The sequence below is a fragment of the Actinomadura sp. DC4 genome (assembly GCF_030406325.1).
Lineage (GTDB): Bacteria > Actinomycetota > Actinomycetes > Streptosporangiales > Streptosporangiaceae > Actinoallomurus.
Genome location: NZ_JAUEQY010000015.1, coordinates 37,785 through 60,421, shown reverse-complemented (window position 1 = coordinate 60,421; position 22,637 = coordinate 37,785). Strand labels below are relative to the sequence as shown.

Genomic DNA, 22,637 nt, shown 5'->3' with positions numbered 1-22,637 from the left:
GCTCACCCGTTCACGACAGGCCGAGCTCGTTGTCGATGAAGTCGAGCACCTGGTCGGCGGTCGCCACTTCCAGGCGCCGGGCGGCGCCGCCGCCGTTGGTCCGGGCGCGGGACGCCTTCCAGGTTCCCAGCAGGGCCTCCAGCCGCGCCGTGACCGCCTCGGAGTCCAGGCCGTCGCCCGGGAGGGCGGTGAGTACGCCCTCCAGCCTGGCCACCTCGTCGAGCGCCGAGTCGAGGGCCGCCGGGCCGGGGACGGCCGAGTCATCCGGGCACAGCCGTTCGTGCAGGTAGTCGGCCAGGCCCGCCGGGTCGGGGCAGTCGAACACCAGCGCCGGTGGCAGGCGCAGGCCCGTGGCCGCCGCCAGGCGGTTGCGCAGTTCGACGCCGGTGAGTGAGTCGAAGCCCAGGTCCTTGAACTTGGTCTCCGGGTGTACCGCGTCGGTGTCGGCGCGGCCGAGCGTCGCGGCGGCGTGGGTGCGGACGAGTTCGAGGATGGCGTGCCGCCGTTCGTCCGGCGGCAGGCCGGTGAGCTCCGCCGCGAGGTCGGCGGGCCGGGCCTGCGCCGCCGTACGCCGGGGCGCGGACCGGGCGGCGAGTTCGCGCAGGACCTCCGGGACCGGTTCTGACAGCGCGGCGGTGTCGAGGTCGAACGCGACCAGGCGGGAACGTCCGTCGCCCACCGCCGCGTCCAGGAGCGCGAGCGCGTGGTCGGTCGTCAGCGGCCGCAGCCCGCCGCGCCGCATGCGGGCCAGGTCCGCGTCGGTCAGGTCGCCGGTCATGCCGCTGGCCTGCTCCCACAGGCCCCAGGCGATGGACAGGCCCGGCAGCCCGGCCGCGCGCCGCCGCGCCACCAGCGCGTCGCAGTACGCGTTGGCCGCCGCGTAGTTCGCCTGGCCCGGGCTGCCCAGAGTCGCCGCCGCCGAGGAGAACACCACGAAGAAGCTCAGCCGCGCCCCGGCGGTCGCCGCGTGCAGGTTCGCCAGCCCGGCCGCCTTCGGCTCCCACACGCGCGCCAGCCGTTCCGGCGTCAGATCGGCGACCAGCCCGTCGTCGGTCACGCCCGCGGCGTGGATCACGCCGGTCAGCGGGTGTTCCGGATCGATCCCGGCCACCAGCTCGGCCACCGCCGCCGGGTCTCCGGCGTCCAGGGCCCGAACGTCCACCTCGGCCTCCAGCCGCCCGGCCAGCTCCCCGGCGCCCGGGGCGTCCGGGCCGCGGCGGCTCGCCAGCACCAGGTGCCGGACCCCCCACGCCTTCACCAGGTGCTCGGCGACCGCCTCTCCCAAGGTCCCCGTGCCGCCGGTGATCAGCACGGTGCCCTCCGGGTCGAACGGCGACGGAACCTCCAGTACGACCTTTCCGACGTGCTGCGCCCGGCTCATCGTCCGGAACGCCGTACGCGCCCGGGCCAGCGGCCACGACCGCACCGGCAGCGGCCGCAACGTCTCCTCCCCGAACAGTCCGCACAGCCGCCCCAGCATCTCCCCGATCAGGTCGGGGCCGGCACCGGTGATCAGGTCGAAGGCCTGGTAGTGGACGCCGGGGTGGTCCCGGGCGATGTCCTCGGGGTCACGGATGTCCGTCTTGCCCATCTCCGCGAACCGGCCGTTCCCGGCCAGCAGCCGCAACGACGCGTCCGTGAACTCCCCCGCGAGGGCGTTGAGCACCACGTCCACGCCCCGGCCGCCGGTCGCGTCCCGGATCTGGCCTTCGAAGGCGAGGTCACGGGAGGACGCGCGGTGCGCCGCGTCGACGCCCATCTCCTCCAGCACGGCGTGCTTGGCCGGGCTCGCCGTCGCGTACACCTCCGCGCCCAGGTGGCGGGCGATCTGCACCGCCGCCATCCCCACGCCGCCCGTGGCGGCGTGCACCAGCACCGACTCCCCCGCCCGCAGGCCCGCCAGCTCCACCAGCCCGTACCAGGCCGTCAGGAACGCCACCGACACCCCGGCCGCCTGGTCGAGCCGCCAGCCGCCGGGGACCGGCGCCACCATGCGCGCGTCCGCCACCGCCACCGGGCCGAACGCCCCGCCGAACACGCCCATGACGCGATCGCCCACCGCGAGGCCCGTGACCCCGGAGCCCACCTCGGTCACCACACCGGCGCCCTCGCCGCCGATGTCGCCGGTGGCCGGGACCAGGCCCAGCGAGATCATCACGTCGCGGAAGTTCACGCCAGCGGCGCGTACCTCGATCCGCACCTCGCCGTCGCCGAGCGGCTCGACGGGGCAGGGCCGCACCGCCACCTCGTCCAGGGTCGACGCGCCTTCGGCGCTGACCCGCCACGCGCGCTCCCCGGGCGGGCCGGCGAGCTCCGGCGACGTGCCGGAACGGACCAGACGCGGCACGAGCGGCCTGCCGTCACGAACGGCGACCTGCGGTTCGACCGCGTACCGGGACGCCGCCGCGAGCTCCGCGTCCTCCTCCAGATCGACGAGGACGAACCGGCCGGGGTTCTCGGCCTGGGCGCTCCGCACCAGGCCCCAGACCGCCGCCGCGTCCGGGTCGGGGTCGTCCCCGACCGCCCCGCGGGTGACGACCATCAGGCGCCGGTCGCCGGCCTCGGCCAGCAGCGCCAGTGCCTCCTCCGCCGTGCTCACCTCGGTGACGACGTCATCGTCCTGGGGAGCGTCGTACGGCTCGGGCGCCGGGGTCCACTCCAGCGCGAACAGGCCGTTCACACCGGCGCGGAAACGCCTCGGATCGGCCGGGCGCATGTGGACCGACTCCGCCGTGAGCACCGGTGCGCCGTCGGCGTCGGCGACCACGAGCCGCACGCTCTCGCCGTCGCGGGACAGCCGTACGCGGACCGCGCTCGCGTCGACGGCATGCAGCGCCACGCCGCTCCAGGTGAAGGGGAGCCAGAGCGCCCCGCTGTGCAGCTGGTCGGCGAGCAGCGGGTGCAGGGCCGCGTCCAGCAGGGCGGGGTGCAGGCCGCAGCCGGACGCTCCGCCGGCGGCCTCGGGCAGCACCACGTCGGCGAGCAGGTCATCGCCGTCCTGCCAGGCGGCGCAGAGTCCCTGGAACGACGGTCCGTACTCATAACCCGCCGCAGCGGCGTCCGCGTAGAAGCCCGCCACGTCCAGCGGCGTCGCCCCGGCCGGGGGCCACTGACCGGCCTGCGGCTCCGCGGTGTCCACCGGATCGGCGGTCAGCGTGCCGGCCGCGTGGCACAGCCAGCCGGCGTCCTGGCGCGAGTAGACGTGCACGTCGCGCCGGCCGGTCTCGTCGGCCGGTCCGGCCGTCACCTGGACGCGGAGCCCGCCCGAAGAGGGCAGGACGAGGGGCGCCTGGAGGGTCAGCTCCTCCACTCCGGAGCAGCCGGCCTCGTCGGCCGCGCGCAGCGCCCATCCGAGCAGCGCGGTGCCGGGCAGTACGGCCGCCCCGCCGATGACGTGGTCGGCCGGCCAGCTGGAGGCGGCGGAGATCTCCCCGCTGATGAGGTAGCCGCCGTCCGCCTGCTCCAGCGTGGTGTCCGGGCCGTTCCCTCCCTGGTCGCTCAGCCAGAACCGGTCGCGCTGGAAGGCGTAGGTGGGCAGGTCGACGATGTGCGGGGCACCGGGGAACCACGGGGTCCAGTCGACGGGGAGCCCGGCGCCGTGGAGCCGGGCGAGGGCCTGCCCGAACGCGACGGTGTCCGGGTGGTCGGTGCTGAGCGTGGCGACGGCGACCGCCTCGTCGAGGGTCTGCTGTACGGCGGTGGCCAGCACCGGGTCGGGGCCGAGTTCGAGGAAGACACCTGCCTGCCCGGCCACCTGGGTGACGGCGGCGTGGAAGCGCACGGGTTCGCGGACCTGCCGCACCCAGTAGGCGGGCGTGGTGATCGCCGGCTCCCCGGCCTCTCCGGTCAGCGTGCTGACCAGCGGGATCACCGGTTCGCGGAAGGAGAGGCCGCCGATGGCCTCGGCGAAGTCCTCCAGCATCGGCTCCATCAGCGCCGAGTGGAAGGCGTGGCTGACCGTCAGGCGCTTGGTCTTGCGGCCCTGCCCGGCCCAGTGCTCCTCGACCCGGCCGACGAGGTCCTCCGGGCCCGACACCACCGAGTTACCGGGGGTGTTGAGCGTCGCGATGCCCACGCCTTCGGGCAGCGTCTCCTCCAGCTCCGCCGCCTCCGCCTGGACCGCCACCATCGCGCCGCCGGCGGGCAGCCGCCCCATCAGCGTGGCGCGCGCGGCGACCAGCCGGCACGCGTCCTCCAGGTCGAGGACCCCGGCGACGTGCGCGGCGGCCACCTCGCCGATCGAGTGGCCGATGACCGTCTCGGGGACGACGCCCGCCGCGCCCAGCAGCCGCGCCAGTGCGACCTGGAGCGCGAACAGCCCGGTCTGCGCGTACGTGGTGTGGTCCAGCACGTCGGGCGTCCCGGTGAGAACGACCGAGGCCAGGTCGTGTTCGAGGTGCGGGCCGAGCAGGCCGCAGACCTCGTCGAAGGCCTCCGCGAACACCGGGAACCGCCCGTACAGCCCCGCGCCCATGCCCGCGCGCTGGCCGCCCTGGCCGCTGAACAGCCACACCGTGCCGCCCGGCACCCGTACGCCCGGGAGTGCGGTGTCCAGGCCCGCCAGCAGCTCCTCACGGGAGCCGCCCAGCACCACCGCGCGGCGCTCGAGCGGCTGCCGCACCGTGGCCAGCGACCAGCCCACGTCGACGGGCGACAGCCCGGGGTCGGCGGCGAACTCCTTCAGCCGCCGGGCCTGAGCCCGCAGCGCCGCGTCGCTGCGCGCCGACACCACCCACGGCACCACGCCCACGGGCGCGGACGGCTCGGGCGGGGCCTCCTCGGCGGCCTGCTCCACGATCAGGTGCGCGTTCGTCCCCGACGCGCCGAAGGAGGAGATCCCGGCCCTGCGCGGCCGGCCGGCGCCGGTCCACGGCACGGGTTCGGTCAGCAGCCGTACGGTCCCCGGCGACCAGTCCACGTGCGGCGACGGCTCGTCGACGTGCAGCGTGGCAGGCAGGACGCCGTTCCGCATGGCCATCACCATCTTGATGACGCCCGCGACGCCGGCGGCGGCCTGGGTGTGGCCGAGGTTGGACTTGATCGTGCCGAGCCACAGCGGGCGGTCGGCGGGCCGGTCCTCGCCGTACGTCGCCAGCAGCGCCTGCGCCTCGATCGGGTCGCCGAGCGCGGTTCCGGTGCCATGGGCCTCCACGGCGTCCACGTCGGCGGCGCGCACGCCGGCCGTCCCCAGCGCCGCCCGGATCACGCGCTCCTGCGCGGGGCCGTTCGGCGCGGTCAGCCCGTTGCTCGCCCCGTCCTGGTTGACCGCCGAGCCGCGGATCACCGCGAGCACCTGGTGGCCGTTGCGGCGCGCGTCCGACAGGCGTTCCAGCAGCACCAGGCCGACGCCCTCGGACAGGCCCGTGCCGTCGGCCGCCGCCGCGAACGCCTTGCACCGCCCGTCCCGTGCCAGCCCGCGCTGCCGGGCGAAGTCGACGAAGTGGTCGGGCGTCGCCATCACCGTCACGCCGCCCGCGAGCGCGAGGTCGCACTCGCCCTGCCGCAGCGCCTGGGACGCGAGGTGCATCGCCACCAGCGACGACGAACACGCCGTGTCCACCGTCACCGCCGGCCCTTCAAGCCCGAAGGTGAACGCGACGCGGCCGGACAGGACGCTGCCCGAGCCGGCCAGCCAGGCGTAGCCCTCCAGGCGGGCGTCGCGCGAGGCCGTCCCGGCGCCGTAGTCGTGGTACATCAGGCCCGTGTACACGCCCGTCGGCGTGCCCTTGAGCGAGGCCGGGGCGATGCCGGCGCGCTCGAACGTCTCCCAGGCGGCCTCCAGCAGGAGCCGCTGCTGCGGGTCGGCGGCCAGCGCCTCGCGCGGGTTGACACCGAAGAACTCCGCGTCGAAGCGCGTGGCGTCGTCCAGGAACCCGCCCTCGCGCGCGTAGGTGGTGCCGGGGTGGTCGGCGTCGGGGTGGTACAGCGCGCCGAGGTCCCAGCCGCGGTCGGCGGGGAACCCACCGACGGCGTCCTCCCCGGAGGCGACCAGCCGCCACAGGTCCTCCGGCGACGCGACGCCTCCGGGATAGCGGCACGCCATCGAGACGATCGCGATCGGCTCGTCCGGCCGGGCCGCCGCCCGCGCCGGGGCCGCCGCGGTCCTCCCCTCGGCGAAGCGGGAGGCCAGGTGCTCGCCGAGCGCCTCGGGCGTCGGGTAGTCGAAGACGAGCGTCGCGGGCAGGCGCAGGCCGGTCGCGGCCGCGAGCCGGTTGCGCAGCTCCACCGCCGTCAGCGAGTCCAGGCCCAGCTCCTTGAACGACACGCCGGTGTCGATCCCGTCCGGGGAGGCGTGTCCCAGCACCGTCGCCGCGCGTTCCCGTACGAGGTCGGTCAGCACCGCGCGCCGGCGTTCCGGCTCCAGCCGCGCGAGCGCGTCCGTCTCCGCCGCCACGGAGCCGGCCGCCGGCCGGCGCCGCGTACGCCCGGCCAGGCCGCGCAGCACCGCCGGCACGTCGTCCGCGGAGATCGCGCGCGGATCGAGGTCGGCCGCCACCACGTCCGCCCGGCCGGACCGCACGGCCGCCTCGAACAGGGCGAGCGCCCGGTCGCCGGGCAGCGGGGTGATCCCTCCGCGGCCCATGCGCGCCAGGTCGGCGTCGGTGAGGCCGCCGGTCATCGCGCTGGAGTCGGCCCACAGGCCCCACGCGATCGAGAGCCCGGGCAGCCCGCGGCCGCGGCGGTGCTGGGCGAGCGCGTCGCAGAAGGCGTTCGCGGCGGCGTAGTTGGCCTGCCCGGGGCTGCCCAGGAGCGAGGCCGCCGAGGAGAACAGCACGAACATCCCCAGCGGCAGGTGCTCCGTCGCCGCGTGCAGGTTGGCCGCGCCCGCCGCCTTCACCGCCCACACCCGGGCCAGGCCCTCCGGCGTCTGGGACGTGATCACGGCGTCGTCGAGCAGCCCGGCGGCGTGGACGACCCCGGTCAGCGGGTGCGCGGGGTCGATGCCGCCGATGAGACCGGTCACCGCGGCCGGGTCGGCGACGTCGAGCGCGGCGACCTCGACGTCCGCGCCGAGGCCGGTCAGCCGCGCCACGAGGTCCTCCGCGCCCGGGGCGTCCGGGCCGCGCCGGCCGGTCAGCAGCAGGCGGGCGGTCTGCCCGGAGCGTACGAGGTGCTCGGCGAGCAGGCCGCCGAGGACGCCCGTGCCGCCGACGATCAGGACGGTGCCGTCCGGGTCGAGCGTCGTGGGAGAGCCGGTGTCCGCGCTCGCGCGGGCGAGCCGCGGCACCAGCGCCGCGCCGTCGCGGACCGCCAGCTGCGGCTCGGCCGGGTCCACCACCTCGACGGCCGCGGCGACGCCGGTCCCGGCGTCGAGGTCGGCCAGCGTGAACCGGCCGGGGTGCTCGGCCTGGGCGCTGCGGACCAGCCCCCATACCGCCGCGCCGCTCGGGTCGGGGTCCTCGGTCGCGACCGCGCCCCGGGTGACCAGGACCAGGCGGGACTCGGCGACGTCCGGATCGGTCAGCCAGCGCTGGAGCAGCGCGAGGACGCGTTCGGACGCCGCGAGCCCACCGCCGGTGTCGACCGGGGCGACCACGACCGGGGGTGCGCCCGCGGACGCGTCCAGGTCCTCCAGTTCGAGCCATTCCTCCGCCGCGCGTACCGGCTGGTGGGGCGTCCACTCCAGGGCGAACAGCCCGCGCGCGTCGTCCTCCCTGGCGGCGGCCGCCAGGTCGCCCACGTCGGCGGGGCGGACCGCCATCGCGTCCACGTCGAAGACGGGAGCGCCGGCGGGGTCCGTCGCCGACAGCCGGAACGCCCGCTCGGGCCCGGACTCCAGCGGAGAGATCGTCACGCGGATCGCGGTCGCCTCGGCGGCGTGCAGCGACACGCCGCTCCAGCTGAACGGCAGCAGGGCCACGTCCTCGCCGGAGGTGGCCATCGGCAGGAGCGGATGCAGCGCGGCGTCCAGCAGCGCGGGGTGGACGCCGAACCCGTCGGCCGCGCCCGCGGCCTCCGGCAGCGCCACCTCGGCGAACAGCTCACCGTCACGGCGCCACAGCGCGCGGACGCCCTGGAACGCCGGCCCGTACGCGTAGCCCGCCTCCGCGGCCTGGTCGTAGAGCCCTTCGACACCGACTCGCTCCGCACCCGGCGGCGGCCATTCGCCGTCCGTCGCCGCGCGTGCGGGCACGTCGCCGAGCAGGCCGCTCGCGTGGCACGTCCAGGTGTCGCCGTCGCCGGCGCGGGAGAAGACGCGTACCTCGCGCCGCCCGTCGCCGCCGGGCTCGCCGACCGCCACCTGGACGGTGAGCTCGCCCGAGCGGGGCAGCACGGTGGGCGCGTGGAGGACGAGCTCCTCCACGCCGGCGCAGCCGGCCTCGTCGGCCGCCCGGAGCGCCCACTCCACCAGGGCCGCGCCCGGAACGAGCGGAGCCCCCGCGACCTCGTGGTCGGCCAGCCACGGGAGGGCCTGCCGCGACACCCGCCCGGTGAGCAGCCGCTCGCCGGTCTCGGCCGGCTCCACGGCGGCCCCGAGGATGGGGTGACCGATCGCGGTCAGGCCGAGGTCCGCGGGCCGGCCGGCGCAGCGGCCGTTCGACAGGCGGAACCGCGTCCGCTGGAAGGGGTAGGTGGGCAGGTCGACGACGCGGGCGGCGGGGGCGCCGTGGGTCCAGTCGACGCCGGTCCCGGTGGTGAACGCGGCGGCGATCGACCGGGTGAGCCGCGCGAGGTCGCCCTGGTCGCGGCGCAGCGTGGGCAGCGCGGTGGCCGGCACGGCGGCCTGGTCGACGCACTCCTCGATGCCCGGCGTCAGCACCGGATGGGGGCTGGCCTCGATGAAGGTCCGGTAGCCGTCGGCGAGCAGGGCCGTGATCGCGTCGGCGAAACGGACCGGTCGCCGCAGGTTGGTGACCCAGTAGTCGGTACCCAGGGTCGTGGTGTCGATCCGGCCGGCGGTCACGGCCGAGTAGTACGCGACGGCCTGCCCGGTGGCCGGGGTGATCCCGGCGAGGGCGGTGGTGAGCTCGCCGGCGATCCGGTCGATCTGCGGACTGTGGGAGGCGTAGTCCACGTCGATAAGCCGCGCCCGCAGCTCCTGGGCCTGGGCGGTGGTGACGACGTCGCGCACCTGCTCGGGCGGGCCGGAGACGACCGTGGAGGAGGGACTGTTGACGGCCGCGATCACCACGTCGCCGGTCAGCAGCGACTCGGCCTGTTCGGCACCGACGCCGAGGGAGGCCATGGCGCCGTGCCCGGCCAGCGCGCGCAGCGCCTTGCCGCGTACGGCGACGATCGTGGCGGCGTCCTCGATCGACAGGACTCCGGCGACGCAGGCGGCGGCCATCTCGCCCTGGCTGTGCCCGACCACCGCCGCCGGGACGACACCGTGGTCGGCCCACACGGCTGCCAGTGAGACCATCACGGCCCACAGGGCCGGCTGCACGACGTCCACACGGGCCAGCTCGGAGCCGTCCCCGCGGACCACCTCGGTCAGCGACCAGTCCACGTGCGGCGCCAGGGCCCGTTCGCACTCGGCCATCCGCGCGGCGAAGACCGGTGACTCCTCCAGCAGCCGGGCGCCCATCCCGGCCCACTGCGAACCCTGGCCGGGAAAGACCAGCACCGGTCCCGGGCCGCCCGGGACCGCCTGGTCCCGCACGACGTCCGGGTGGTCCCGGCCGTCCGCCAGGGCCGTCAGGGCCGCCGCCGGTTCGTCCCCGAGGACCACCGCGCGGTGCTCGAACACCGACCGCGACCCGGCCAGCGCCCAGCCCACCTCGGCGGAGGTCAGCTCGGGGTGGGCGGCCAGGTGCCCGGCGAGCCGCCCGGCCTGCGCGCTCAGCCCCTCTTCGGTACGGGCGGAGAGCACCCACGGAAGCCTCGGCGGATCCGCGGGCGCGGCCTCCGGCTCCGGCGCCTGTTCGACGATCACGTGGGCGTTCGTGCCGGACATGCCGAACGCCGAGATTCCGGCGCGGCGCGGGCGGCCGGTCTCCGGCCAGTCCACCGCCTCGGTCAGCAGCCGCACCTCGCCGGCCGACCAGTCGGCGTTCGGCGTCGGCTCGTCGACGTGCAGCGTCGCGGGCAGCACTCCGTGCCGCAGCGCCATGATCATCTTGATCACGCCGGCGACGCCCGCCGCGCCCTGGGAGTGCCCGATGTTCGACTTGATCGACCCCAGCCACAGCGGCCTGTCCTCGTCACGGCCCTGCCCGTACGTGGCGAGCAGCGCGTCGGCCTCGATCGGGTCACCGAGCCTGGTTCCGGTTCCGTGCGCCTCGACCGCGTCGACCTCCGTGGCGGACAGGTCGGCGCCGGCCAGCGCCGCGCGGATCACCCGCCGCTGTGACGGGCCGTTCGGCGCGGTCAGCCCGTTGCTGGCGCCGTCCTGGTTGATCGCCGAGCCGCGGATGGTCGCCAGGACGCGGTGGCCGTTGCGCCGGGCGTCCGACAGTTTCTCCAGCAGGAGCAGCCCGACGCCCTCGGAGAAGCCGGTGCCGTCGGCCGCCGCCGCGAAGGACTTGCACCGGCCGTCCGGGGACAGCCCCCGCTGGCGGGAGAACTCGGTGAACCCGCCGGGCGTGCTCAGCACGGTCACGCCGCCGGCCAGGGCCAGCGAACACTCTCCCTGCCGCAGCGACTGCGCCGCCAGGTGCATCGCCACCAGCGACGACGAGCACGCCGTGTCCACCGTCACCGCCGGGCCCTCCAGGCCGAGGGTGTAAGCCACCCGGCCCGACAGCACGCTGAGGGCCTTGCCGGTCAGGAGGTAGCCCTCGGCCTGCTCGTCCGTGTGCGGCGTGCCCCAGCCGGGCAGGCCGGCGCCGACGAAGACGCCGGTCGGCGTCGACCGCAGCGACACCGGGTCGATGCCGGCGCGTTCGAGCGTCTCCCACGTGGTCTCCAGCAGCGCCCGCTGCTGCGGCTCCATCGCCGCCGCCTCACGCGGGCTGATGCCGAAGAACGCGGCGTCGAACAGGTCCGCGTCGTCGAGGAACCCGCCTTCGCGCGCGTAGGAGGTGCCCGGGTGGTCGGGGTCGGGGTGGTAGAGCGCCTCCAGGTCCCAGCCGCGGTTCGCCGGGAACCCGGAGATGGCGTCCCGGCCGGTCGTGACGAGTTTCCACAGGTCCTCCGGCGAGCGCACGCCACCGGGATAACGGCAGGCCATGCCGACGACGGCCACCGGTTCCCGGCCGCGCTCCTCCATCTCCTGCAGGCGCTGACGGGTCTCCCCCAGGTCGACCGTCACCCGCTTGAGATACTGGCGCAGCCTGTCTTCCGTGCTCGACATCAGCCCTCGTTCCCAGACGATCGCAGTTGCTGGTCGATGAGCGCGAACATCTCCTCGTCCGACGCGCCCTCGACGTCGGCGGCCCCCGCCGGGGCGGCCCGTTCGCCGTCGAGACTCGCGATCAGCCCGCGCAGCCGGCGGGCGACCCGCTCGCGCGCGGCCTGGTCCAGGGCGAGCGCGCCCAGGACGCCCTCGATCCGGCCCAGGTCGCCGAGGACCGGCTCGACGGCGTCGGCGGGCGCGGCCTGCGCGCCGCCGTGCGCCAGCCGCTCCAGCAGGTGGCCGGCGAGCACGGTCGCGTGCGGATAGTCGAAGACGACGGCCGCGGGCAGGCGCAGCCCGGTGGCCGCGGAGAGCCGGTTGCGCAGTTCGACCGCCGTGAGGGAGTCAAAGCCCAGCTCCTTGAACGCGGTGTCGGCGCGTACGGTGTCCGAGTCGCGGTGGCCCAGCACCGCGGCGGCGTGCGCGCTCACGAGGTTCAGCATCGTGGTCCGCCGTTCGGCCTCGGACATCCCGGCCAGGCGGCTCTCCAGGCCGGCGGACGACTCACCGGCCCCCGACGCGGCCGGCCGCCGGCGGGCCGCCGTCGTGGTCACCAGCGAGCGCAGCAGGGCGGGCACCGGCTGCCGGGCCAGCGCGTGGGGGTCGAGGTTGAGCGCGACGACGTGCGCCCCGCCCTCCTCGCAGGCGAGGTCGAGGAGCGCGGTTCCCTGCTCGTCGCCGAGCGGGGTGAACCCGCTGCGCCGCAGGCGGGTCAGGTCGGCGTCGGTGAGGTGGGTGGTCATCGCGCTCGTGTGCTCCCACAGGCCCCACGCGATGGACTGGCCGGGCAGGCCCTGGGCACGCCGGCGGGCGATCAGCGCGTCGCAGTAGGCGTTGGCGGCGGCGTAGTTGGCCTGCCCCGGGCTGCCCAGCACCGCGGCGGCGGAGGAGAACACCACGAAGAAGCTCAGCCGGACGCCGGCGGTGGCGTCGTGCAGGTTGGCCAGGCCGGTCGCCTTGGGGCCCCACACGCCGCGCAGCCGTTCGGGGCTCATGTCGGTGATCAGGCCGTCGTCGATGACGCCGGCGGCGTGGACCACCCCGGTCAGCGGATGCGCCGGATCGATCCCCTTCACCAGTTCCGCCACCGCGTCCGCGTCGGACACGTCGGCCGCGACGACCCGTACGTCGGCGTCCAGCTCCCTGACCGGAGGGCCGTCGAGGCCGCGGCGGCCGACCAGGACCACGTGCCGGGCGCCCCACGTACGGACCAGGTGCTCGGCGACCAGGCCGCCCAGGACACCGGTGCCGCCGGTGATCAGTACGGTGCCGTCGGGGTCGAAGGCCGGCGGGACCTCCAGGACGACCTTGCCGACGTGCCGGGCCTGGCTCATCTCCCGGAACGCCTCACGCGCCCGCCCCAGCGGCCACCGCCGCAGGGGCAGCGGCTCCAGGTCTCCCTGGCCGAACAGCGTGCGCAGCCGCTCCAGCATGGCGGCGATCAGGTCCGGGCCCGCGCCCGTCACCAGGTCGAACGCGCGGTACCAGACGCCGGGGTCGGAGCGGACGTCGGTCTTGCCCATCTCCACGAAGCGCCCGTCCGGCGCCAGCAGCCGCAGCGAGGCGTCGGTGAACTCCCCGGCCAGCGCGTTCAGCACCACGTCGACGCCGCGGTCGCCGGTCGCGGCGCGGAACCGTTCGGCGAACTCCAGGTCACGCGAGGACGCGCGGTGGTCCGCGTCGATCCCCATCTTCTCCAGGACCTCGTGCTTGGGCGGGCTCGCGGTCGCGAACACCTCCGCGCCCAGATGGCGGGCGATCTGGACCGCGGCCATGCCGACGCCGCCGGTGGCCGCGTGCACCAGCACCGACTCCCCGGCGCTCAGGCCGGCCAGCTCCACCAGCCCGTACCAGGCGGTCAGGAACGCGACCGGGACGCCTGCGGCGACGTCGAAGTCCCACTCGCCGGGGATCGCGGTGACCATCCGCTCGTCGGCCACCGCCATCGTGCCGAAGGCGCCCGGGAAGATGCCCATCACCCGATCGCCGGGCGAGAGTCCCGAGACCCCGGGCCCGACCGCGGTCACCACTCCGGCGCCCTCGGTGCCGTAGAACACGCCGTCGGCGTCGGGGTACATCCCCAGCGCGATCAGCACGTCGCGGAAGTTGACCCCCGCGACCCGGACCTCGACCCGTACGTGGCCCTCGCTCAGGGGCTCCAGCACCTCGCCGCAGCCGACGGCCGCGACCGTGTCCAGCGTGGCCGGTCCGGACATGCCGAGCCGCCAGGCGGGCTCGCCGGCCGGGCCCGCCAGGGCCCGGGGCGTGCCGCACCGCGTCAGGCGGGGCGCCAGGGCCCGGCCGCCGCGCACCGCCACCTGGGGTTCGCCGGACCGCAGGGCGACGTCGAGGTCCCCGTCCTCGCCGAGGTCGGCCAGGACCAGCCGGTCCGGGTGCTCGGCCTGGGCGCTGCGCACCAGGCCCCACACCGCCGCCGCGTCCGGATCCGGGTCCTCCCCCACCGCGCCGCGCGTGACGACCGCGAGCCGCCGGCCGTCGGCGACCGCGTCCTTCACCCGGGCCAGGGCCTCCTCCGCCGAGTCCACCTCGGCGACCTCGTACTCCTGCGGTGCCGAGTCGGCCGGGACCGGCACCCACTCGACGGCGAAGACGTCGCCGGTGCCGCCCGCTCCGGCCGCCCGGAGCCGCCGGTCGCCGGCCTGCCGGAGGACGACCGAGGCCACGTCGAGTACAGGGGCGCCGGCCGTGTCGGTGACGCTGAGCCGTACGCCCTGGTCGAGCCCCTCGCCCAGCGGCGACAGGCGGACGCGGACCGACGTGGCGCCCGCGGCGTGCAGCGTCACCCCGCTCCAGGTGAAGGGGAGCCAGACCCGCCCGTCCCTGAAGTCCCCGATCAGGAGGAGCGGGTGCAGCGCGGCGTCCAGGAGCGCGGGGTGGACGCCGAAGCCGTCCCGGTCCTCCACGACGCCGGGCAGTTCGAGCTCGGCGAGCACGTCGGCGCCGTGCCGCCACACGGCCCGCACGCCCTGGAAGGCGGGGCCGTAGCCGTAGCCGACGTCCTCGGTGTCGCGGTAGAAGCCCGTGGTGTCGACCGGCTCGGCCCCGGCCGGCGGCCAGACGCCCTCCGGCGGCGCGCTCGCGGCGGCCGGCTCCGTGCCGAGCACGCCGGTCGCGTGGCAGGCCCACGCGGTGTCCTGGTCGACGCGGGAGTACACGCCCACCTCGCGGCGGCCGTCGTCTCCCGCGGCACCGACGGTGACCTGGACGTCCAGGCCGCCCGGCGCGGGCACGACCAGGGGGGCGTGGAGGACGAGCTCCTCGACGCCGGTGCAGCCGGTCTCGTCGGCGGCGCGCAGGGCCCATTCCAGCTGGGCCGCGCCGGGGACGAGCACGGTGCCCGCGACCGTGTGGTCGGTGAGCCAGGGGATCCGCTGCCGCGACACGCGCCCGGTGAGGACGCGGCCGTCGCCGTCGGCGGGCTCCACGACGGCCTCGATCACCGGGTGACCGGTCGACGTGAGCCCGAGGTCGGCGACCCGTACCGCCGTGTCCTCCATGGCCAGCCAGTAGCGCTCGCGCTGGAAGGCGTAGGTCGGCAGGTCGACGACGCGCGGGGCGGGGTCGTAGGAGCGGGTCCAGTCGACCTCGACCCCGAGCGTGAACGCCTGGGCGAGCGCGCGGGCGACCTGATCGGCGCCGTCCTGGTCACGGCGGAGCGTGGGCAGGGCGACGGCCTGGACCTCCGCCTGGTCGGCGGACGCCTCGATCCCCGGGGTCAGCACCGGGTGCGGGCTGGCCTCGATGAAGGCGCGGTGCCCGTCGGCCAGCAGCGCCGCGACGGTGTCGGCGAAACGGACCGGCTGACGCAGGTTCCGCACCCAGTAGGCCGCGTCCAGGCTCGCCGGGTCGGCTCGCCCGCCGGTGACGGTGGAGTAGAACGCCACTCCGCCCGTGACCGGGCCGACCCCGGCCAGCGCCTCGGCCAGCTCGCCGGCGATCTCGTCCACCTGCGGGCCGTGCGAGGCGTAGTCCACCTCGATCAGCCGCGCGCGGTGACCCCGCTCCTCCGCGGCGGCCACCACGGCCGCCACCGGCTCGGGCGGGCCGGAGATCACCGTCGAGACCGGCCCGTTGACCGCCGCCACCACGACGCCCTCGGTCCCGTCGATCAGTTCGGCGGCCTCCTCGGCTCCGACTCCGAGCGAGGCCATCGCGCCCGAGCCCGCCAGACGCCGCAGCGCGCGGGCGCGGACCGCCACGACGCGGGCGCCGTCCGCGAGCGACAGCGCTCCGGCCACGCAGGCGGCGGCGATCTCTCCCTGGCTGTGGCCCACGACCGCGGAGGGCGCGACCCCGTGCTCGGCCCACACGGCGGCGAGCGACACCATCACCGCCCAGAGGGCCGGCTGGACGACGTCGACGCGCCCCAGGTCACCGCCGCGCAGCACCTCGTTCAGGGACCAGTCGACGTACGGCGCCAGCGCCTCCTCGCACTCGGCGACGCGCGCCGCGAACACCGGCGACTCGTCCAGGAGCCGCGCGCCCATGCCCACCCACTGCGAGCCCTGGCCCGGGAAGACGAGCACGGGACCGGCCCCGCCCGTACGCGCCCGTCCCGTCACGACGTCCGGATGGACCTCGTCCTCCGCGAGCGCCGCCAGCGCCGCCGCCCGGTCGTCCCCGACCACAACGGCGCGATGCTCGAACGTCGCGCGCGACCTGACCAGCGACCAGCCCACCTGGGCCGATGTCAGGTCCGGGTGCGCGGTCACGAACGCGGCCAGCCGCCCGGACAGGGCCCGCAACGCCTCCTCGCTCCGCGCCGAGACCACCCACGGCGCGGTGCCCTCGGCCGGGCCGGGCGTGTCCTCCGGCTCGGGGGGCTGTTCGAGGATCAGGTGGGCGTTGGTGCCGGAGAAGCCGAACGAGGAGACTCCCGCGCGGCGGGGGCGGCCGTTCTCCGGCCAGTCCACCGCCTCGGTCAGCAGCCGCACCTCACCCGCCGTCCAGTCAACATGCGGCGACGGCTCGTCCACGTGCAACGTCGCGGGCAGCACCCCGTGCCGCAGCGCCATCACCATCTTGATCACACCCGCCACACCCGCCGCCGCCTGCGTGTGCCCGATGTTGGACTTCACCGTCCCCAGCCACAGCGGCCGGTCCCCGGCGCGGTCCGTTCCGTAGGTGGCGAGCAGCGCCTGCGCCTCGACCGGGTCGCCCAGGGTCGTGCCGGTCCCGTGCGCCTCGACGGCGTCCACCTCGCCCGGGGACACCCCAGCGCCGGCCAGCGCGGCGCGGATCACCCGCTCCTGCGACGGCCCGTTCGGCGCGGTCAGGCCGTTGCTGGCGCCGTCCTGGTTGATCGCCGATCCACGCAGGATCGCGAGGATCCGGTGCCCGTTGCGCTCCGCGTCCGACAGCCGCTCCAGCACGACCAGGCCCACACCCTCGGCCCAGCCCGTACCGTCCGCCGCCGCCGAGAACGCCTTGCACCGGCCGTCCGCCGAGAGCCCCCGCTGCCGCGAGAACTCCACGAACGTGTTGGGCGTGGCCATCACGGTCACCCCGCCCGCCAGCGCCAGGGAGCACTCCCCCTGCCGCAGCGACTGCGCCGCCAGATGCATCGCCACCAGCGACGACGAACACGCCGTGTCCACCGTCACCGCCGGCCCCTCCAGGCCGAACGTGTACGCCAGCCGGCCCGACACGACGCTCGGCAGGCTGCCGGGCATGAGCCGGCCTTCGACCTCGGCCGGGATCCGGCCGAGGAAGCGGCTTCCGTAGTCGTCGTACATGACACCGGTGATCACGCCGGTGTCGCTGCCGCGCAGCGTCGCCGGGTCGATGCCCGCGCGTTCGAACGCCTGCCAGGCGGTCTCCAGCAGCAGCCGCTGCTGCGGATCCATCGCCACGGCCTCACGCGGGCTGATCCCGAAGAACGCCGGGTCGAACAGGTCCGCGTCGTAGAGGAACCCGCCCTCGCTCGTGTAGCTGTGGCCCGGGCGGTCCGGGTCCGGATCGTAGAGGCCCGCGAGGTCCCAGCCGCGGTTCGCGGGGAAGTCCCCGACCGCGTCCGTGCCCCGGGACACCAGGTCCCACAGGTCCTCCGGCGAGTCCACGCCGCCCGGGTAGCGGCAGGCCATGCCGACGATGACGATCGGGTCGCCGGCGGCCGTCTCCGCGGCGGTCCGGGCCCGCGCGGGCGACGGCCCGCCGACCAGCGCCGTACGCAGATGGCGGACGACGGCCTCGGGCGTCGGGTGGTCGAAGACGACGGTGCTGGGGAGCGCGACGCCGGTGGCCGTGGCGAGCCCGTTGCGCAGCTCCAGCGCGGTGAGGGAGTCGAAGCCGAGGTCCTGGAACGGCCGGGTGAGGTCGAGGGCCTCCGGGTCCGGGTGCGCCAACACGCCGGCGACCTGGTCGCGTACGGCCGCGCGGATGACCGGCTCACGCTCGGGCTCGGGCAGGGCCGCGACGCGCTCGGCCCAGGACCCCGGCGCGGCGGACGCCGCCCCGGCCGGCCCGCGCCCGCGCACCAGGCCGCGCAGCACCGGCGAGGACGCGTCCGGCGCGGTGCGGTCGAGCCGGATCGGCACCAGGGCGGGCTCGCCCGACGCGAGCGCCGTGTCGAGCAGCGCGAGCGCCTGGTCCGGGGTGAGGGGCAGGACGCCCGTACGGCCGACGCGGTCCGCGTCGGTCCGGCCGAGGTCGCCGGCCATGCCTCCGCCCGCCCAGGGACCCCACGCGAGCGACGTCGCCGGCAGCCCCTCGGCGTGGCGGTGCCGGGCCAGGGCGTCGAGGGAGGCGTTCGCCGCGGCGTAGTTGCCCTGGCCGGCGTTGCCGAGGACGGCGGCGGCCGAGGAGAACAGCACGAACGCCGCGAGGTCGCGGTCCCGGGTCAGGTGGTGCAGGTTCCAGGCGCCGTCCACCTTGGGGGCGAGGACGGCGTCGAGCCGCTCGGGCGTCAGCGAGGTGACGACGCCGTCGTCGACGACCCCGGCGGCGTGCACGACGGCGGTCAGCGGGTGGCCGGCGGGGACCGAGGCGAGCAGGGCGGACAGCGCCTCCGGGTCGGAGGCGTCGCACGCGGCGACCCGTACGTCGGCGTCGAGGCCGGCGAACTCCTCGGCGGTGCCGCCGCTGCGGCCCACGAGCAGCAGGTGCCGCACGCCGTGCGCGGTCGCGAGGTGCCGGGCGACCGCGCGGCCGAGCGCGCCCGTGCCGCCGGTGATGAGGACGGTGCCGTCGGGGTCGAGCCGGCGCCCGGCGTCGTCGGCCGCCCGTGCCCGTACCAGGCGCGGGACGACGACGGCCCCGGCGCGTACCGCCGCCTGCGGCTCGCCCGCGGCGAGGGCGTCCCGTACGGCGCCGGGCGTGGCCTCGGCGTCCAGGTCGAGGAGCGCGACCCGGCCGGGGTGTTCGGCCTGCGCCGCGCGGACCAGGCCCTGCACGGCCGCGCTCGCCGGGTCGGTGAGGGCGTCCCTCGTCACGACGACGAGAGGGCCGTCCGTGAGGGGTTCGCCGGTCAGCCAGTCCTGGAGGGCGGTGAGCACCTCCCCGGTGACGGCGCGGACCCGTGCGGGCACGTCGTCGCCGTCCGTGCCCTCCGGGCAGGGCAGGACGACCAGGTCGGGGGCCGGTTCGCCGGCCGACGCCCGCAGCGCGGCGAGGTCCGGGTACGCGGTCCCCAGCCCGAGGTCGTCCGGCCCGGCGACCGCCACGCGTGCGGGCGGCGCCGCGGGCGACGCGGCCGGCGGCTGCCAGTCCAGGCGGTACAGGGAGTCGTCGGCGACCGTGTGGGCCGCACGCCAGCGGCCGGCCGAGACCGCGCGGAGGCCGAGACCCTCGACGCCGAGGGCCGGGGCGCCGTCGGCGCCGGTCAGGGTCAGCGTGAACGCGTCCGCGCCGTCCGGGGTGATCTGGACGCGCAGCCGGGCCAGGCCGGGCGTGTGCACGCGCACGCCGGAGAACGACACCGGCAGGCGTACGGTCGTGCCGTCCTCGGTGTAGAGCTCGTCGATCGTGTGCAGGGCGCTGTCGAGCAGCGCCGGGTGCACGGCGTACTCCCGCGCCTCGCCCTGCCGGTCGGGGGTGAGCCGGACGTCCGCGAACAGCTCGTCGCCGAGGCGCCAGGCGGCCTGGACGCCGCGGAACGACGGGCCGTACCGGTAGCCCTGCCCGGCGAGACCGGCGTAGAGCGCGTCGACGTCGATCTCGGCCGCCCCGGGCGGCGGCCAGGCCGCAGGCCCCGCGGGCGGCGCGGTGCCGGCGTCCACGCCGAGTGTCCCGGTCGCGTGCCGCGCCCAGGCCGTCGCGTCGCCGGGGCGCGAGTAGACGACGACCGTACGGCGTCCGGCGTCGTCGGGGGCCGACACCGAGACCTGCACGTCGGCCGCTCCCGCGGACGGCAGCAGGAGCGGGGCCTCCAGCGTCAGGTCCTCGACCAGGTCGCAGCCGGCCCGGCTCGCCGCGGCCAGCGCGAGTTCGAGGAGCGCGGTGGCGGGCAGCGGCGTCGAGCCGGCGATGTCGTGGTCCGCCAGCCACCCGTGCGTACGCGTGGACAGGCGGCCGGTGAGGAGCAGCTCCCCGGTGGCCGGCTCGACCACGGTCCGCAGCAGCGGGTGCTCCGCCGCGCGTACGCCGGCGGCGTCCGCCACGGCCGCGTCCGGGGCCGGGCGCCAGTAGCGCCGGCGCTGGAAGCGGTACGTCGGCAGCGGGACCGCCCGTGCGCCGGCCGGCAGCGCCGCCGCGAAGTCGACCGCGGCGCCGTCCGCGTAGATGCCGGCCAGGGCCGTGAGGAACGTACGCGCCTCGGGCCGGTCCTTGCGCAGGACCGCGGCGTACACGCCGGGCCCCTCGCCGGCGAGGCACTCCTCGGCCATCGCGGTGAGCACCGGGGCCGGGCCGAGCTCCAGGTGGCGGACCACGCCTTCGGCACGCAGGGTCCGCAGGCCGTCGGCGAACCGCACGGGTTCGCGGACGTGCCGGACCCAGTATTCGGGGTCGGCGAGCCGCGCCGCCCCGGCGATCTCGCCCGTGAGGTTCGAGATCACCGGAACGCGCGGGGCGTCGTAGGTCAGGCCGCGTGCGACCTCGCGGAAGTCCTCCAGCATCGGGTCGAGGCGCGGCGAGTGGAACGCGTGGCTGACCCGCAGCCGCTTGGTCTTGCACCCCGCGTCCCGCAGCCGGCCGGCGATCGCCTCGACGTCGTCCTCCTCGCCGGACAGGACCACCGCCGCCGGGCCGTTGACGGCGGCGAGCGACACGCGGTCCTCGCGCCCGGCGAGCAGGGGGAGGACGTCGTCCTCGGCGGCCTGGACGGCGATCATCGCGCCGCCCGCAGGCAGGGCCTGCATCAGGCGGCCGCGCGCGGCGACCAGAGTGCAGGCGTCCGGCAGCGACAGCACGCCGGCGACGTGCGCGGCGGCGATCTCGCCCACCGAGTGGCCGGTCAGGTAGTCCGGGACGACCCCGAACGACTCGGCCAGCCGGAACAGTGCGACCTCCAGCGCGAAGAGCGCGGCCTGGGTCGCCTCCGTACGGTCCAGCTCGTCGCCGTCCGGGGCGAAGACGAGGTCGCGGAGCGAGCGGCCCAGCAGCGGGTCCAGGTGCGCGCCGACGTCGTCGAACGCGGCGGCGAACGCCGGGAACGCGCGGTACAGCTCCCCGCCCATGCCGGGCCGCTGGCTGCCCTGGCCGGTGAACAGGAACGCGGTGTCGCCGTCGCGTACGGGTCCCGCTCCGCGGGTCAGGCCCGGGTGGCGGTCCCGTCCCCCGGCGAGCGCGGTCAGCCCGGCGCCCAGCTCCTCGCGGTCCCCGCCGATGATCACCGCGCGGTGCTCGAAGGGCGTACGGGTCCGGGCGAGGGACCAGGCCAGGTCGGCGACGGCGGTCTCGGGCCGCGCGGCCACGTGGCCGGCGAGCGCCTCCGCCTGCGCCGTCAGCGCCTCGGGGGCGCGCGCCGACAGCGGCCAGGCCACGATCTCCGGCTCCGGGGCGGGTCCGGCGGCGGGCTCCGGAGCGGGCGGCTCCTCGACGATCAGATGGGCGTTGGTGCCCGAGATGCCGAACGACGACACCCCGGCGCGGCGCGTACGGGTCCCGCGCGGCCACGGTACGGCCTCGGTGAGCAGCTCGACCGCGCCGGTGTCCCAGTCCACGTCCGGGGTCGGCCGGTCGGCGTGGAGGGTGGCGGGCAGCCGCTCGTTCCGCAGCGCCATGATCATCTTCAGCAGGCCGGCGACGCCCGCCGCGCCCTGGGTGTGCCCGAGGTTGGACTTGACGGCGCCGAGCAGCAGCGGACGGCCGTCCTCACGCTCCCGCCCGTACGTGGTGAGCAGGGCGCGCGCCTCGATCGGGTCGCCCAGCCGGGTGCCGGTCCCGTGGGCCTCGACCGCGTCCACGTCGGCCGCCGACAGCCGCGCCGACTCCAGCGCCTGCCGGATCACCCGCTGCTGGGAGGGGCCGTTCGGCGCGGTCAGCCCGTTGCTGGCCCCGTCCTGGTTGACCGCCGAGCCGCGGATCACCGCGAGCACCTCGTGCCCGTTGCGGCGCGCGTCGGACAGGCGTTCGAGCAGCACCAGCCCGACGCCCTCGGAAAAGCCGGTGCCGTCGGCCGCCTCCGAGAACGGCTTGCACCGGCCGTCGGGCGCGAGCCCGCGCTGCCGGGAGAACTCGGTGAACACGTCCGGGCTGGACATCACGGTGACGCCGCCCGCCAGCGCGAGCGTGCACTCGCCCCGCCGCAGCGCGTGACTCGCCAGGTGGACGGCGACCAGCGAGGACGAGCACGCGGTGTCGATCGTCACCGCCGGCCCCTCCAGGCCGAGCGTGTACGCGACGCGGCCGGACAGGACGCTCGGCGCGTTGCCGGTGATCAGGTAGCCCTCGGCCTCCGGGTCGGCCGGGGCGCCGAAACCGGGGAGCGCGGTGCCGGCGTAGACGCCGGTACGGCTGCCCTTCAGGGTGGCCGGGTCGATGCCGGAGCGTTCCAGCAGCTCCCACGACACCTCCAGCAGCAGGCGCTGCTGGGGGTCGAGCGTGAGCGCCTCGCGGTGGCTGACCCCGAAGAACTCCGGGTCGAACAGGCCGGCGCCGTCGATGAAACCGCCCTCGCGGGCGAGACTCGTGCCCGGCCGTCCGGAGTCCGGGTGGAACAGGCCGTCCAGGTCCCAGCCGCGGTCGGCCGGGAAGGCGCCCATGACGTCGCCCCCGGAGACGACCAGTTCCCACAGGTCCTCTGGGGATCCGACCCCGCCGGGGAACCGGCACGCGGCCCCGACCACGGCCACCGGCTCGGCGTCGCGTTCCTCCGCCTCACGCAGCCGGCGTCGCGTGTCGTGCAGGTCGGTGGTGACCCGCCGCAGGTAGTCGACCAGCTTCTCCTCGCTGACCATCC

2 protein-coding genes are annotated in these 22,637 nt (G+C 76.4%); both read right to left on the bottom strand.

Going from position 1 to position 22,637, the window contains the following annotated elements; all coding sequences use genetic code 11:
• Positions 1–10 precede the first annotated feature (10 nt).
• Entirely contained in the window at positions 11–11,236 is an 11,226-nt protein-coding gene (locus QWU11_RS24175; protein ID WP_290116673.1) for a type I polyketide synthase, read from the bottom strand.
• Positions 11,236–22,635, bottom strand: coding sequence for a type I polyketide synthase (locus tag QWU11_RS24170; protein ID WP_290116672.1), 11,400 nt, complete (start codon positions 22,633–22,635; stop codon positions 11,236–11,238). Before QWU11_RS24170 ends, QWU11_RS24175 begins: the two co-directional genes overlap by 1 nt.
• Positions 22,636–22,637: the final 2 nt, after the last annotated feature.